Annotated in this window: 10 protein-coding genes and 1 pseudogene; 7 read left to right on the top strand and 4 right to left on the bottom strand. The window is 60.7% G+C overall.

Annotated features, from left to right (window positions below):
* Nucleotides 1-373 precede the first annotated feature (373 nt).
* Nucleotides 374-1696: a DUF1329 domain-containing protein gene (locus PPUTUW4_RS13605; RefSeq protein ID WP_015095181.1), complete on the top strand. Its 1323-nt coding sequence runs from the start codon at nt 374-376 to the stop codon at nt 1694-1696.
* A gap of 52 nt (nt 1697-1748) precedes the next feature.
* On the opposite strand, the gene PPUTUW4_RS28120 is transcribed toward PPUTUW4_RS13605, so the two are convergent.
* Nucleotides 1749-1910, bottom strand: coding sequence for a DUF2986 domain-containing protein (locus tag PPUTUW4_RS28120; RefSeq protein WP_083884568.1), 162 nt, complete (start codon nt 1908-1910; stop codon nt 1749-1751).
* Nucleotides 1911-2272: 362 nt separating this feature from the next.
* Here PPUTUW4_RS28120 and PPUTUW4_RS13610 point away from each other — a divergent pair, with 362 nt between their 5' ends.
* On the top strand, nt 2273-5593 hold the full coding sequence (locus tag PPUTUW4_RS13610) for a multicopper oxidase domain-containing protein (protein WP_227698134.1): 3321 nt from the start codon (nt 2273-2275) through the stop codon (nt 5591-5593).
* Between the two features lie 73 nt (nt 5594-5666).
* Here PPUTUW4_RS13610 and PPUTUW4_RS13615 read toward each other — a convergent pair whose 3' ends face one another.
* Nucleotides 5667-6233, bottom strand: coding sequence for a nucleotidyltransferase family protein (locus PPUTUW4_RS13615; RefSeq protein ID WP_041475035.1), 567 nt, complete (start codon nt 6231-6233; stop codon nt 5667-5669).
* A 237-nt stretch (nt 6234-6470) separates the two neighbouring features.
* Between PPUTUW4_RS13615 and PPUTUW4_RS13620 the strand changes: the two genes are divergently transcribed.
* From PPUTUW4_RS13620 to PPUTUW4_RS13630, 3 genes and pseudogenes are all read left to right on the top strand, one after another.
* Complete coding sequence (locus tag PPUTUW4_RS13620; RefSeq protein WP_015095184.1) at nt 6471-7808, top strand: MFS transporter; 1338 nt, start codon at nt 6471-6473, stop codon at nt 7806-7808.
* 506 nt (nt 7809-8314) lie between these two features.
* Nucleotides 8315-8851 carry a hypothetical protein gene (locus tag PPUTUW4_RS13625; protein ID WP_015095185.1) on the top strand — a complete coding sequence of 179 codons (537 nt, stop codon included), beginning with the start codon at nt 8315-8317 and terminating at the stop codon, nt 8849-8851.
* Between the two features lie 40 nt (nt 8852-8891).
* Nucleotides 8892-9224 (top strand): annotated as a pseudogene (locus tag PPUTUW4_RS13630) (methyl-accepting chemotaxis protein); the annotation flags it as partial.
* A 108-nt stretch (nt 9225-9332) separates the two neighbouring features.
* On the opposite strand, the gene PPUTUW4_RS13635 reads toward PPUTUW4_RS13630, so the two are convergent.
* Both PPUTUW4_RS13635 and potE read right to left on the bottom strand, forming a co-directional pair.
* Nucleotides 9333-10238 (bottom strand): amino acid ABC transporter substrate-binding protein, encoded by a 906-nt coding sequence (locus tag PPUTUW4_RS13635; protein WP_015095187.1) that lies wholly within the window; start codon nt 10236-10238, stop codon nt 9333-9335.
* Between the two features lie 42 nt (nt 10239-10280).
* Nucleotides 10281-11627, bottom strand: a complete 1347-nt coding sequence (potE, locus tag PPUTUW4_RS13640; protein WP_015095188.1) for a putrescine-ornithine antiporter — start codon at nt 11625-11627, stop codon at nt 10281-10283.
* A gap of 341 nt (nt 11628-11968) precedes the next feature.
* On the opposite strand from potE, the gene PPUTUW4_RS13645 reads away from it, so the two are divergent.
* Nucleotides 11969-13477, top strand: a complete 1509-nt coding sequence (locus PPUTUW4_RS13645) for a PLP-dependent aminotransferase family protein (RefSeq protein ID WP_015095189.1) — start codon at nt 11969-11971, stop codon at nt 13475-13477.
* A gap of 112 nt (nt 13478-13589) precedes the next feature.
* Nucleotides 13590-14660, top strand: coding sequence for a TIM barrel protein (locus PPUTUW4_RS13650; RefSeq protein WP_015095190.1), 1071 nt, complete (start codon nt 13590-13592; stop codon nt 14658-14660).
* Nucleotides 14661-14663 lie beyond the last annotated feature (3 nt).

Below are 14663 nucleotides of genomic sequence, written 5' to 3' on the forward strand. Positions count from 1 at the left end.
TCAGACATGCTTATGACCATTCTGTAACTCAATGATTCCGCAGGGAAATACAAAGAAGTGACGGTCACTCTCAGCGACCGCGCGATTGATTGCCTGTTGGGACCAACCGGACCTGTCATCAATAGGCCTGTCATGAATAGCAAAGGGGCTGTCGTCGAATGAAAAGCGTCTGTGATGCGCGGGGCTTTTAATGGTTCTTCACGCAATTCCGGGAAACGCAATACCTGTAGGAGCCAGCTTGCTGGCGATGGACTCAAGAGCGCCGCGTTAATCCAGTTCACACGCGTTAACGTTAACGACCATCGCCAGCAGGCTGGCTCCTACAGTTTTCCGGGAAGGAGTTGCCTGGAACACCAGGCAGGAGAACAACAATATGAAATTCGTGAAAACTCTTCTGGCTGCCGTACCCCTCATGGCGCTGGCCATCGATGCCCAAGCCTATGTATCGAGCCAGGAAGCCGCCCGGCTAGGCAGCAGCCTGACGTGGGTGGGAGCCGAAAAAGCCGGTAATGCCGATGGCTCCATTCCGCCCTACAACGGCGGCCTGACCACTGCCCCACCCGGCTTCAAGACCGGCGACAGCATGCGCCCGGACCCCTTTGCGGGCGAAAAACCGCTGCTGGTGATCAACGGCAAGAACGTCGATGCGTACAAAGGCATGCTCACCGCCACCACCGTGGCATTGGCCAGGCGCTACCCCGGCTTTCGCATCGACGTGTATCCGACCCACCGCACGGCATCGCTGCCCCAGGCGGTACTGGACAACAGCCGCAGGAATGCCACCCATGCCAGGTCCCTCAACGGCGGGATCGCCATCGACAACGTGATGCCCGGAGTGCCGTTCCCGATCCCGCAATCGGGCGCCGAGGCGATGTGGAACTTCCTGCTGCGCTACCAGGGCGTCAACATCCATTCCAAGTACGACTCCTGGACTGTCGACACAGCCGGCGTACCGAGCCTTGCGGTCACCGGCGAGGCATTCGTCTCCTTCCCGATCTACGAGAACATGTCCAAGCCGTTCAACAGCTCGGACATTTATTATCAGTTGAAATTGTCCTATACCGGGCCTGCGCGCCGAGCCGGCGAGTCGATCATGCTCAAGAACGCCACCAATGCAACGGAGTTTCCCGGTCGCGCCTGGCAATACATGCCGGCCCAGCGCCGGGTCAAACAGATTTCGATCCTGGCCTACGACACCCCCAACCCCGGTACTGCCCGTGCGCTCGAGCTGTATGACTGGACGCTGGTCGGCAAGCAGGAAATGATCGTGCCCTACAACACCTACAAGCTCACCTACGCTCGCGATGCCAAATCCCTGACCACGCCGAATTTCATTGCCCCGGATTTCGTTCGCTGGGAGAAACACCGGGTCTACGTCGTGGAGGGCAATCTCAAGCCCGGTGCAAAGCACATCTACCACAAGCGCCGCTTTTACCTGGATGAAGATACCTGGGCCGCGGTGGCCTCCGACCAATACGACACCCGTGGCCAGCTGTATCGTGGCTCCTTCGCTTTCTTCAGCCAGAGCTATGACCAGCAAGTCCCGGATGCCACGCCCTTCATGACGTACGACCTGTCGAAAGGCACCTACAACATCAATGGCGTGGTCGGCCCTCATGGCGGCATCCGTTACATCGAGCCGCTATCGACGGCACAGTGGGTGCCGGAGTCCATGGCGGGTGCCGGTATTCGCTGAGTGGATGGTGACAAGGCCCCCCGAATCGAAAAAGGGGCAGGACCTGCAGGGATCAGCTTTCGCCGGCAACAACCGGGTCTTGAGCTGATTCGGCAGCCAGCTTCAACCGGTCAGCCTTGCTGATGTATTTATCCTTTTTTTGCGGTGCCAGTTTGGCACTGGCCTTTTTCGCGTGAGCCTTCAGTAGCTGCTTTATTTTCTTGCGACGATTCATGTTTTTCTGCTCAACCGGTGGTTCTTGAATGATATCAGCTTAAACATTCAGGCCGGGCTGCCGCTTCCCCATAAATGGGTTACTTCACCCACCCTTGCGGGTAATTACCACCAAATTGGAGGAACATCCCCTTTCTCCCCGCGTCTCCCGAATGCAAATCCGCCAGCAACTTGTTCATTAACCTGGGTTTTCTCTTTGCCCGGGTGATGGCTCATTAGTTGCACGCGCCCCCTTGTGCCCACAACAGCAGTCGTCCCGGACATGGAGACGACGGGACATCACGCGAGGGGTGAAACATGAAACGCACGACTCAACCAGGCAGTTCCTTCTACTGGCTGCGCAAAACAAGCCTGCCTTGTGCGATGTTCTTTACCCTGGCCACGGCAGACGCCGCACCACTGGATGATTTCGGCCCGCCACCACCGACGGACCCCTCGGCGTTTACCAATCCGCCGGCCGACCCCCAGGCCGCGGTGGATGCCATAGAGGCCATGCCACCCGCCAACACGGGCTCCTTCGCCCTGCCCAATGGCGTGTATGGTACCCGCACCACGCCAACGACCGACAACGTGCTGCCGCCAGCGCTGCAGACATCGTTCAAGATCCCCACCAACGGTAAGCCCAGCCCGTTGTTCGGGGCGCAGCCGTACACCCAGCAATTGCTGTTGTTTGAAGAATTCGGCACGGAAAAACTTGACCCGACACTGCCGCCGCCCACCCTGACCTTCCCGCCTCCAACCGTCGGCCCGGCGCCCGTGCAGGACCCGAACAACATCGCCCGCAGCGGCCCTTCGGCTGTGGCGCTCGAAGCCTTCATGCGCCAGCCCGGGCTGTACCCGTTTCCGTCACAGTATTCCAACGTGCTGGACCGTAACCCGTGGAAAGCGCAGGTAGAAGCCTTCCTCAACCGCCATCCGGTCGGCTCGCCGGCCGAAGGGCGTCCGCCAGGAAAAAGCTGGTCGCACCAGCGCTGGAACGAGTTCTACCCACAGGTCGCCTTCAAGACCGCTCAAGTGGGCGCCAAGCTCAACGGCGGCATGCGCGACCGCCGCCAGCTGCACAACTACGCCGTTGGTGAGTTCGGGCCGGGCGGGCTCTACAACCAGACCTCGGACAACCCGATCATTGTGGGCACCACCAAAGGCATCGACACCCGCTTTCACCCCAACATGCCGATTCAGAACCACAAGGCGCTCTGGACCTTCGACGGCACCTTTCCGCCAAAACTGTTGATGGTGCGCTACGGCCAGGGCGTGCTGATGCGGCACTACAACGCCCTGCCGATCGATCCATCAGCCAACATGGGTTTTGGCCTGCACACCCTCAGCACCCACGAACACAACGGCCACAACCCGGCCGAAAGCGACGGCTATGCCAATGCGTTTTTCTTTCCGGGGCAGTACTTCGACTATCGCTGGCCGATCCAGTTGGCCGGTTACGACAGCATCAACACCAGCGCTCAGGATCCGCGCGCGGCCTTTCCCTGCTCCCCGGGCGAAACCCTGTATGTCAACGATGCCACGCCGGGCCTGAAGACCTGCAACAACGGCACCATCAAGATCCGTGGCGACTGGCGCGAAACCATGAGCACCCACTGGTTCCACGACCACATGCTCGATTTCACTGCGCAGAACGTCTACAAGGGCAGCGCGTCGATGATGAACTACTACAGCGCCCTGGATCGCGGTAACGAAGCCTTGGAAGACGGCGTCAACCTGCGACTGCCCAGCGGCTCGGCCTTGCCCTGGGGCAACCGCGACTACGACGTCAACCTGATGCTGGCCGACAAGGCCTGGGATCAGAACGGCCAGCTGTGGTTCAACCCCTTCAACACCGACGGCTTCCTCGGCGATCAGATGCTGGTCAACTGGCAGTACCAACCACGCCTGAACGTGCGGGCGCGCAGCTATCGTTTCCGCATCCTCAATGGCTCGGTGTCACGTTTCTTCAGGATCGCGCTGGTGCGTGAAGTCGTCGGCACCGGTGGCGAATTCCCCGGCCCGACAGGCTCCGGCCTGTCCTATACCCGCGTGCCGTTCCACCTGATCGCCAACGACGGCAACCTCATGGAACACGCCGTGCCGTTCGACGGCAGCCTGGATCTGGACGCTGACGGCGACCTGCAGGACCACAACGCGATCCTGCCCGCCCAAGGCATTGCCGAGCGCTTCGACATCATCGTCAACTTCTCGAAATACGGGATCAGGACCGGCGACAAACTCTACTTCGTCAACCTGATGGAACATCACGACGGCAAGGGTCCGGAGAGTATTCCGCTGAGCTTGGCCGATGTCCTGGCCGGCAGGTACAAGGCAGTGCTCAAGCTGACCAGTACTGGCTTGCGATGGGAGGACGGAGACCCGGTGGTGGGCAAGTTCATGCAGATGGTGGTCCAGCCATATGCCGGCCAGGACGTGAGCATGAACCCCGCCGACTACGAACCCGCCAAACCGGGCAAGCCAGTGGGTAAAAGCATGATCCCGTTGACGATCAATCGCGACGACCCGACGATGCAGGCCAAGCTCAAGGCTGCGCGCCATCGCGAGTTCATCTTCGGTCGCTCCGACGGCACCGACGAAGAGCCCTGGACGATCAAGACCGATGGCGGTTTCGGCTATCAAATGGATCCTCGGATCATCAGCGCCGCTCCGCAACTGGCCACCGGTCCGACCCCTGCCGGGTTCTCCGGAGACGGCACCCTGGAAGTGTGGAAAATCAGGAACGGCGGCAACGGCTGGAGCCACCCGGTGCACGTGCATTTCGAAGAAGGCATCGTCCTCAACCGCGACGGCAAGGCGCCGCCGGAATGGGAAAAATGGGCACGCAAGGACGTCTATCTCATCGGCCAAGGCATCGACAGCTCGGTGGATGTGGACATTGCGATCCGCTTCCGCGAGTTCGCCGGGACCTACCTGGAACACTGCCACAACACCCAGCACGAGGACACGTCCATGCTGATGCGTTGGGATGTCGAGCACCCCGGCCAGTTCCAGTTGATGCCAACGCCCCTGCCTGGCTGGGACGGCGTCACCTACGTCAATTCCGCCGCGCTGCCGACTTTCCGCACTGGCGATGAACGTGTCGAAGACCTCGCCAACCAGAAACCTGTCGCCAACCCCGACAGCGCCATCAGTAACACCGGCCAACCGGTGACCATCAACGTGTTGGCCAACGACAGCGACCCTGACGGTAACGTGCCACTTAAAGTGGTGGGGCTGGAGCAACCGGACTCCGGCAAGGGCTCGGTCAGCACCGACGGTTTGCGTGTGATCTACACACCACCGGCCACGATCCCCGCGCCGTTCACCGCGACCTTTACCTATAGGGCCAGCGATGCGAAGAACGCGGAGTCGGCACCGGCGACGGTGTCCGTGGCGGTCTCGGCAGGGGTCGTCGAGAACCTGATCGTCACCAGCGCCACCGTCACCGCCCGTAGCAGCAGCCGCTGGTATTGGGTGCTGTCCGGCACCACCTCCCGTGGCACGGGCAATAGCATCACGGCGACGGCCACGACCACAACCGGCACAGTGAACCTTGGCACCGCCACCCTGACGCTTACGCCGACAGGCGCGCGCTGGAATATAGCGGTGACAACCGTCGGCAGCGGCCCGTCGGCTGCCCCGACGGCGACCATCAAGTCGGCCTTAGGCAAAACCGTGACGGTGCCGGTCGTGAAGAACTGAGTTTCAACCTGGCTTTAGCGACGAGGGCCTCAAAGGATCTGAGGCCCGAATCGGTCAGTTCGGTTGGTCCCGTTCAACTGTGCGGCGCGATGATCCTGAGCCATGGCCAGCGAACCTGATAACTTCTGGCCTTCTGATCGAACAAGTCCGGCCTGGGATTGCCTGGATTGATTCGAAGCAGCCCGTGCTCTGTGTCGGCCAGGCCGTTGGGGGCATAGACCTCGCCGGTGGCGACATCCCAACCGATGCAGGTACCGGCAACCAGGTAGCGATCGATCCCGTCCCTGGCCGACTCAAGCCTGGGATAATCCCCGCCGAACCGCTGGCTGTACCACAGGTGAACGCGAGCCTGATTCTTGACCTCAACGTTCACGTCGAGATCGTTGAACAGCTGCCGGGCTGACTGGATGACCTCATTCTCTGCTTCCCAGGACAGATCATCATCGAAGTAAAAGACGTCGTAATCCTTCACTCCCCACGCTGGCGGTCGCTGTGACTGATGATTCCAGACGGCCTGGAACAGGCAACCGGCCGTGAGCATGCATTGGTTCAAACCAAGCTCGGGCAAGCGTGTGTAAATTTGTGCGTTGACCGGATTGGTCATTGCAATCCTGACCAGGCTTTCGGCAGTCAATGTCATCTTCATCCCTTCCCTATCGATCTGATCCTGGCGACCGACAATACCCCCGGTGCTTTACAAACTCACGAAAAACGTCGCCCTTCGCCAACTGCAACTATCGGCCAGCCTGGCGCCAATCATGGGACATTCAGGGGGTATGACGTCGGTACTGACTATGTGGATGACACTTTTGAAGTGAGCTGCCGCCGTGCCTGCCCCGATAATCGATAGCTTACTGACGAACTGTCGAGGTCAAGCATGACGAACGCAAATACGGAACAAGTCAGCCCGCAAACACTGAGAAGAGTGATTGTCGCCGCCGGCATCGGCAATTTCGTCGAGTGGTTCGACTTTGCCGTCTATGGCTTTCTGGCCACGACCATCGCCCAGCAATTCTTCCCCAGCGGCGATGCCAGCGCCGCGCTGCTCAAGACCTTCGCCGTGTTCGCCGTGGCCTTCGCGTTTCGGCCCCTTGGCGGGATTTTCTTCGGCATGCTGGGCGACCGGATCGGCCGCAAGCGAACCCTGGCGATGACCATTCTGCTGATGGCAGGTGCGACGACCCTGATTGGCCTGCTGCCCACTTATGCGGCGATCGGGGTCACGGCGCCGATTCTGCTGTCGCTGATCCGTTGCGCCCAGGGTTTTTCCGCCGGGGGCGAATACGCAGGTGCCTGTGCCTACCTGATGGAGCATGCACCGAGCGACAAGCGCGCCTGGTACGGCAGCTTCATCCCGGTGTCGACATTTTCCGCCTTCGCCGCGGCTGCCGTGGTGGCCTACGCACTCGAGGCGTCATTGTCGGCCGAAGCCATGGGCAGTTGGGGTTGGCGCCTGCCGTTCCTGATTGCTGCACCGCTGGGCCTGGTGGGGCTTTACTTGCGCTGGAAGCTCGACGAGACGCCGGCATTCCAGGCGGTGACCCAGGAACATGCGGTCGCCCACTCGCCGCTCAAGGACACTTTGCGCAACCATGGGGCGGCGATCTGTTGCCTGGGGGCCTTCGTGTCACTGACCGCCCTGTCGTTTTACATGTTCACCACCTATTTCGCGACTTACCTGCAAGTCGCCGGTGGCCTGAGTCGCGCAACCGCGTTGCTGGTGTCACTGATTGCATTGCTGTTCGCCGCGGCGATCTGCCCGCTGGCCGGGCTGTATTCGGATCGGGTCGGGCGTCGCATGACGGTGATGACGGCCTGCGCGCTGTTGATCGTTGTCGTGTATCCATCGTTCCTGATGGCCAGCTCCGGCTCGTTCGCAGCGTCCGTCGTCGGCGTCATGCTCCTGGCGATTGGCGCGGTGTTGTGTGGCGTGGTGACGGCGGCCTTGCTCTCGGAAACCTTCCCGACCCGCACTCGATACACCGCCTCGGCCATCACCTACAACATGGCGTACACCTTGTTCGGCGGCACCGCGCCGCTGGTGGCGACGTGGCTGATCAGCACCACCGGCAGCAACCTGTCGCCGGCGTTCTACCTGATCGCGATCGCATTGCTCGCGCTGGCCGGGGGACTGGCATTGCCGGAGACCTCGAGGATTTCCCTGCATGACGTTGCGGCGCAGGAGAAAGCCGAAGGCGTGGGTGCATCCGCCTGAAACACGAAACGAGCCGGCAGGCGTCATGTCAGCGAGGTTCCCCTCAGAGGCCTTTGACTGAAGAGCAAAACCCTGCACAATTGCCGGCTGTTTTTGGGGCCTTCACTGGTTTGGAGGTCACTGGCTTGCCAGCGATGGTCGTTAGCGATAACGCGTTTGAGTGGGATGAACGCGGCGCATCTGAGTCCATCGCCAGCAGGCTGGCTCCTACAGTTTCAGCGTGGGCATGGTCCCTTGTGGGAGCTGGCTTGCCTGCGATGGTCGTTAACGATAACGCGGGTGAACTTGATGAACGCGGCGCACTTGAGTCCATCGCCAGCAAGCTGGCTCCTACAGTCTCAGCGTGGGCGCGGTCCCTTGTGGGAGCTGGCTTGCCTGCGATGGTCGTTAACGATAACGCAGGTGACCTGGATGAACGCGGCGCACTGGAGTTCATCGCCAGCAGGCGGGCGCCTACAGTTCCCCGGGAATGCGTAAAGAATCTTTTTTTCGACAGGACGTCACTCGTGCAACGGATTGTTATTCTGGGCAATGCCGGCAGCGGCAAATCCACCCTCGCCCGCGCCCTCGGCAAGCGTCTGGGGTTGCCTGTGGTGCACCTCGATACCCTGTTCTGGGAGCCCGGCTGGATCGAACCCGACGCAGAGCAGTTCCGCGCGCGGGTTAGCACAGCGATCGCAGCGGATACCTGGATTTGTGAAGGCAACTATGCCCGGCGCACCTTCGACCTGCGCCTGCCCCGGGCCGACTTGATCATCTGGCTCGATACGCCGCGACTCACCTGCTTCGCCCGGGTGATCCTGCGCAGCGTCATGAACCGTCCTCGCCCTGACCTTGCAGCCGGCTGCGCAGAGAAGCTCGACCGGGCGTTCCTGACGTTCCTTGAGTTCGTGTGGAATTTCGATCGAGGCTACCGCCCGGGTATCGAAGCGGTACGCATGGCCACGGGCCCGCGGATTCCTGTGGTGCATTTGCGCAATAGTCGGGAGATTGCCGCCTTTCTCCATGGCTTGCCCGCAATGCCTGGAGCCTGCCTTGAATAGAGGGGCGGCGACATCCGTCACCCGAGGTATGCCTCGCACCGTGTCAACGGCCAACCGTGGCGAGCAGATGTCCCGCGAAAGCATGCAGCGTGTCGAGGTGGTGCAGTCGGCGCTGGTCGGCATCAGTCAGGCCGTCACCCGGATTACCGGAATGAGCCAGCAGATGGCCTCGGCGTCTGAAGAACAAAGTCATGTGGCTGAAGACATCAATCAGCAGATCACGCGTATTGCCCAACTCTGTGATCACAGCGCCGGGCAGGCCAAACAAGGCGCCGCGATCAGCCAGGAGACAGGGCGATTCCTGCTTCGCCAGGGTCTTCGCCAATTGATGCTGATCATCTGTAGGAGCGAGCCTGCTCGCGAAGGTCGTTAACGATAACGCGTGCTCACTGGCTGAACACGGCGCTCTCGAGTCCATCGCGAGCAAGCTCGCTCCTACAGTAGCAATAGGTCGGTGGACGGCCCATTGCCAACGATTTCACTAAGGCAATGCATAGACCCTGAACAGTCTCTTCACGGTAAGGTTGCTCCCGCCCAGATACTGGTCGTAGGCCTTTTCCACAAAGCCCGAGTAATAGGCTTCACTCAGGGCCGTATCAACCAGCAGGCGGAAGTCTTCGTCGTTGCGATCGACCATCATCGCCACCGGCGAGTACTCGAAGATGCGGTCCAGGATCATCAGGTTCCTGGCCGCACCTTCCTTGGCGATTTCGTTTCGCAGCAACATGCGTTCGGAAAAGAAGGCATCGACCTTGCCCTCGGCGACCAGCTTGACGCCCTCGTCGTTGTTGTCCACGGTCACCAGCGAGGCGATCACGTTGAGCAGGCGCATGCGTTCGCGAATCCAGTCTTCGGTCACCCCGCCCTCGAGGGTCGCGTAGGTCTGGTTGGCCAGGCCATTGTTGATGCTTGCACGCCAGGTCGGGCCCGCAGTGGCGACCTTGCCATTGAGCACATTGAGCAAGGGTTCGGCCGCATCGTTGCGCACCACGACCGAGAGGCCGGCGGTGTAGACCGGGATGGAGTAGCTGATCATCTTGCGCCGTTCCAGGGTGGGCGCGGTCGGCGTGCAGAGGATATCCACCTTGCCCTGGCTCACGGCACTGACCTGATCCGCAACCGTGACGGGCAGGTAGTGCACTTGCAGGTCGGGCAGGCCCAGTTCGCTCTTGAGCTTGTCGGCGACTTTCAGGCACAGGTCGATGGCATAACCGCTGGCCTTGTCGCCTTCCTGCTTGCTGAAGGGCGCCAGGTCCGGCAAGTAGCCCAGGTTAAAGGTGTGGCTGCTGCGCACGCGTTCAAGGGTGTTGGCGCCGGCTACCAGCGGCAGCGTCAAGAGTGCGAAGGCAAGCAGCAGTCTGGTGGTTGTGGCAAATGGTACGTTCATGTCCGGTTTCCCCGTATGCAGATGTCTGTGCAGTCCTGATGGCTACGCCTGAGGGTTTGCGGCCCTGGCCTGATTGGCCACTGGCACTTCGGTGAAGCGCTTGGCGAGGAATCCATAGAGCAGGTAGCCGACCGCGAGCACCAGGGTGCCGCCCATCACTGCGTCCTTGCCGCAGGCATACAGGGCGTACAGGGAGTACGTGACTGCAATCAGCAAGACCACCACGTTACGCGTGCGAATCGCTGACGAGACCCCGGCCTTGTGCATGATCACCAGCAGGCCGGTCAGCGCAGTGATATAGGGGATGAGGTTGGTGACCGCGGCCAGGCTGACCAGCTTGCTGAACTGCGCGGCGGCGTCGGGCGAGATGGTCGACAGGGCCATCAGGGTTTGCAGCACACCGCAGACGATCATGCCGACGACGGGGGCATTCATCGAATTGACCTTGCTGAACAGCTTGAGGAACAGGTTCTGGTCAGCCGTCATCTTGGCCGTTTGCGCCAGGGTGAATTGCCAGCCCAGCAGCGAGCCGACACAGGCCATGACCGCCAGGGCCATGACGATATTGCCCACCATCGGGTTGAACATCGTCGCGTAGACCAGCGCAAAGGGCGCCGAGGACTTGGCCAGTTCGGCGTTGGGAATGATGCCCTGGATGACGGTGGTCGACAGCACATAGACCACGGCAGCGCCGAGGGTGCCGAACAGGCAGGCCAGCGGTACATTGCGCTTGGGGTTTTCCACGGCATCGGTGGCCTGGGCTGCCGACTCCATGCCCAGGAAGGCCCACAGGGTCAGGGGAATGGCTTTGCTGATGGCTTCGGAAATCGGCAGGCTGTTGGGGTTCCAGGCGGCGGCCAGCACATCAGGCTTGAACCAGAACCAGCCGATGATGCTCAGGCCCGCTACCGGAATGATCACGCCCCACACCGTGAAGGCGCCGATCTTGCCGGTGATGCCCGGGCCCCCGAAATTGGCGAAAGTGGTCAGCCAGATCAGCCCGATGGTGCCGACGCACAAAGGAATGGCACCCGTGCCCAGCCAGGGCACGAAGGCGGTCATGTAGCCCACCGCCGAAATGGCCACGGCCACGTTGGCGATGGCCAGGGACAGGAAGTACAGGTACGAGCAAAGGAAAAAACCCGACTTTGAATGGGCCTCTTCTGTGTAGGCGGACAAGCCGCCAGAACGCGAACAGAAGACCCCGCACTGGGCAAAGCAGTAGGCAATGGCCATCGAGCCGATCGCGGTGAAGATCCATGACAATAGCGAGACGGCACCCAGTTGAGCCATGTTGGTGGGCAACATGATGATGCCCGAGCCCATCATGTTGACCGTTACCAGCGTCGTGAGCCCCATCAGGCCCATTTTCTTGCTTGAGTCAGCCATCGCAAACTCCTTGCCTTGTTCAGTGTTTTGAACTTGGGCCTGGCGACGTGCAACACGCGGCCGGACTGGGGCTAATGCTTGATCAGACCTTGAGCCTGTAAACGCACCGCATTGCTGGCAGCGACTTTCAAAGCGTTCATAACCGGAATTTCTCGGTCTGTCCGACGTTGAAGTTCCTGGGACGAGTCTCTGGGGAGGCATCATGTCCCGGGGCCACGAGCGATTGCCCTATTGGGTATAGTTCAAATTTACAAACTGTTACTTCCTGTTGATTTTTTACTGGACCGCGTGGGCATGCTCATGACGATCAGGCACCTTCCTTTTCCGTGGACGAACGAATAATGAAATCCTCCGCAGGTTTGCTGTTGTCGGGTATCGAACTGGATCGTGCCAGTTCCATCCCCTTGTACCGCCAACTCTACTTGCAGATTCGCAAACAGATTCTCAGTGGCAGGATTCAGGGCGGCGTGCGCCTGCCGTCCACGCGGACCCTGAGCAAGGAGCTTGAGCTGTCGCGAATCAGCATTCTCAATGCGTTCGATCAACTGATTGCTGAAGGTTTCCTGACGTCGCGGACCGGGGCCGGGACTTACGTCGGCCATGAATGGGAAGGCCGCGGTATTGAAGACGATGAGCACAAGCGCCAGCCGCCTCGCCTGTCCGACCTGAGCCAGTCGATGCTGTCATTGCGCAGCGATCATTTCCGTGGTGTTTCCTATGCCGGCTGGGCGACCGGCAGCCCGACCTCGTTCCTGCCCAGTCACAGCGCTTACGATGCGTTTCCGCAATCGGTCTGGAAGCGCCTGTTGAACCGCCACCTGCACAAGCCGACCAAGGCCATGCTCGGCTATGGCGAACTGCAGGGCTTGCTGGCCCTGCGCGAGGCGATTGCCGAGTACGTCTTCGATGCCCGCGGCATTGATTGCAGTGCCGAGCAGGTGGTCATCGTGTCCGGCGCCCAGCAAGCCTTCAACCTGCTGGGCATGCTGTTGCTCAATCCGCAGGACAGCTTCTGGATGGAGGATCCGGGGCATATCGCGGCGCGTATTGCGCTCCAGGCCCAGGGTGGCCAGGTCGTGCCGTTGCGTATCGACGAACAGGGGATCGATGTCCGGCAAGGCCTGGCTGTGTGTCCTGACGCCCGCCTGGTGTTTACCACGCCTTCTCGCCAGCATCCTTTGGGCGTCACCATGAGTTATGCACGACGCCAGGAACTCATCGACTGGGCCGCGCAGAATCAAAGCTGGATCATCGAGGACGATTGCGACAGTGAGTTTCGCTACAACGGCCGCCCCCTGCCCGCGCTCTATGCCATGGACCAGTGGACCCGGGTCATCTACGCCGGGACCTTCAGCAAGGTGCTCTTCCCCTCGCTGCGACTGGGGTACGTGATACTGCCCAACGCCCTGGTCGAACCCTTCTGCACCCTGCGGGCGGTCATGGATCGCAGCCCGCCTACCCTGCTTCAGGCCGCCACCGCGGACTTCATGCGCGAAGGCCACTTCCTCGGCCATATTCGCCGGATGCGCGCCCTGTACCAGGCTCGCCAGCAGGCACTGGTCGAACAGCTGCAGAAACAACTGGGGACTTTCTTCAGGATCACCCCGGTGGAAGCCGGCATGCACATGATCGCCTGGTTACCTGCGCATCTCGATGACGATGCCCTGGCCAGGGAGCTCGACCAGCATGGCATTCACACCTACCCCCTGAGCGACTACTGCGTCGAACATGTCTTGCCGCCGGCGCTGCTGATCGGCTTTGCCAGCACCCCCGAGGACCAGGCCCAGGCGCGGGTCGAAGAGCTGGCCCAGGCCCTGGACAAAATGGGTTACCTGCAGCCGGCCACTTGATGCTGGGCAAGTGGTCTTATGATTTAACCGATAATGGATCTATCGAGAGTTCCTGACTGGCGCGATAAAGGCTGCGCCGGTAGACCCGGTGTCTGAACCAGGAACGACTCGAATGAACAATAAGATCCAGGAACGATTCAACGCCTTGCTCAGCCATAAGGCTGTCGAGGCCGAGGCTCCCCCTCAACTGACCGAGGCACTGGCCCGCCAGTTGCTCGACCGACTTGGGCAACTGCGTCTGTTTGCCCATGCCTACCCCTTGCTGACCAACCTGACTCACGGCCGTGTCACCCCTGGCGACCTGCTGGATTTTGCCTATCGCCATGAACTCCAGGGCCTGAGCCTGCACCTGCTCGACGGTGAGGAAAACAGCCTGAGCCAAATGACACCCACGCAGCTTCAGGTGTTTGCAGACAAGGCCAAATCACTCGGGCTGGATGTGCATCTGGAAATCAGCAGCACCCTGAAAAAAGATGTCGATCAAGTGATCGCCATCGCCAATGCGCTGGGTACCCGCAACATCCGTGTCTACTCACGCTACGAAGGGGCGCTGTCCCGGGTCATGGACGTGATCGAGTCGGACCTGCACTACCTCGCGCAACAGGCAGACGAACACGACCTGTTCTTCGATTTCGAGCAGCACGAGGAACTCAAGAGCGGCGAGATCGCGCAACTGCTGAGCCGGCTGAACCACCCGCGCCTGCACGCCCTGTTCGACTTCGGCAACATGATCAATGCCTGCGAACAGCCCCTTGCGGCACTGCGCACCCTGGGTCCGCACATACGCCAGACGCACCTCAAGGGTGTGCGCATCGTGCCCGAGCAAAACGGCTTCGGGCATTACGGCGTGCTGCAAGGCAGCGACGAAGACGACCTGCCCAGCGCTCGCATGTTGTTCGAACTGTTGATGCTCGGCGAATCAACCCCGCAAGTGATCGCCTTCATTCTCGAGCAGGAAAACCATTACGTGGCACCGGCGTTCCGCCAGCTCGACGAAGCCGCCGACCCGTTCATTGCGTACCGGGAAATGAGTGAAACAGCGCTGCCACAAGGCTACTCGCTGGAGCGAATGCTGGCCGATGAACACCGTTGGGCAAACAACCAGGTCGCCTATGTACGAGGTCTGCTGGCCGAGTTCCGAACCCTGGCCGAGTTGACCCTGGCCCATTGCGCTGACGCCTGAACC

It is taken from the genome of Pseudomonas sp. UW4 (genome assembly GCF_000316175.1).
Lineage (GTDB): Bacteria > Pseudomonadota > Gammaproteobacteria > Pseudomonadales > Pseudomonadaceae > Aquipseudomonas > Aquipseudomonas laurylsulfatiphila.

Bases quoted from the DNA above. Each gene is read 5' to 3' on its own strand.
- PPUTUW4_RS28120 (WP_083884568.1), bottom strand. From the start codon at position 1,910: ATGAATCGTCGCAAGAAAATAAAGCAGCTACTGAAGGCTCACGCGAAA.
- PPUTUW4_RS13635 (WP_015095187.1), bottom strand. From the start codon at position 10,238: ATGAACGTACCATTTGCCACAACCACCAGACTGCTGCTTGCCTTCGCA.
- PPUTUW4_RS13615 (WP_041475035.1), bottom strand. From the start codon at position 6,233: ATGACATTGACTGCCGAAAGCCTGGTCAGGATTGCAATGACCAATCCG.
- PPUTUW4_RS13645 (WP_015095189.1), top strand. From the start codon at position 11,969: ATGAAATCCTCCGCAGGTTTGCTGTTGTCGGGTATCGAACTGGATCGT.
- PPUTUW4_RS13650 (WP_015095190.1), top strand. From the start codon at position 13,590: ATGAACAATAAGATCCAGGAACGATTCAACGCCTTGCTCAGCCATAAG.
- PPUTUW4_RS13605 (WP_015095181.1), top strand. From the start codon at position 374: ATGAAATTCGTGAAAACTCTTCTGGCTGCCGTACCCCTCATGGCGCTG.
- PPUTUW4_RS13610 (WP_227698134.1), top strand. From the start codon at position 2,273: ATGTTCTTTACCCTGGCCACGGCAGACGCCGCACCACTGGATGATTTC.
- potE (WP_015095188.1), bottom strand. From the start codon at position 11,627: ATGGCTGACTCAAGCAAGAAAATGGGCCTGATGGGGCTCACGACGCTG.
- PPUTUW4_RS13620 (WP_015095184.1), top strand. From the start codon at position 6,471: ATGACGAACGCAAATACGGAACAAGTCAGCCCGCAAACACTGAGAAGA.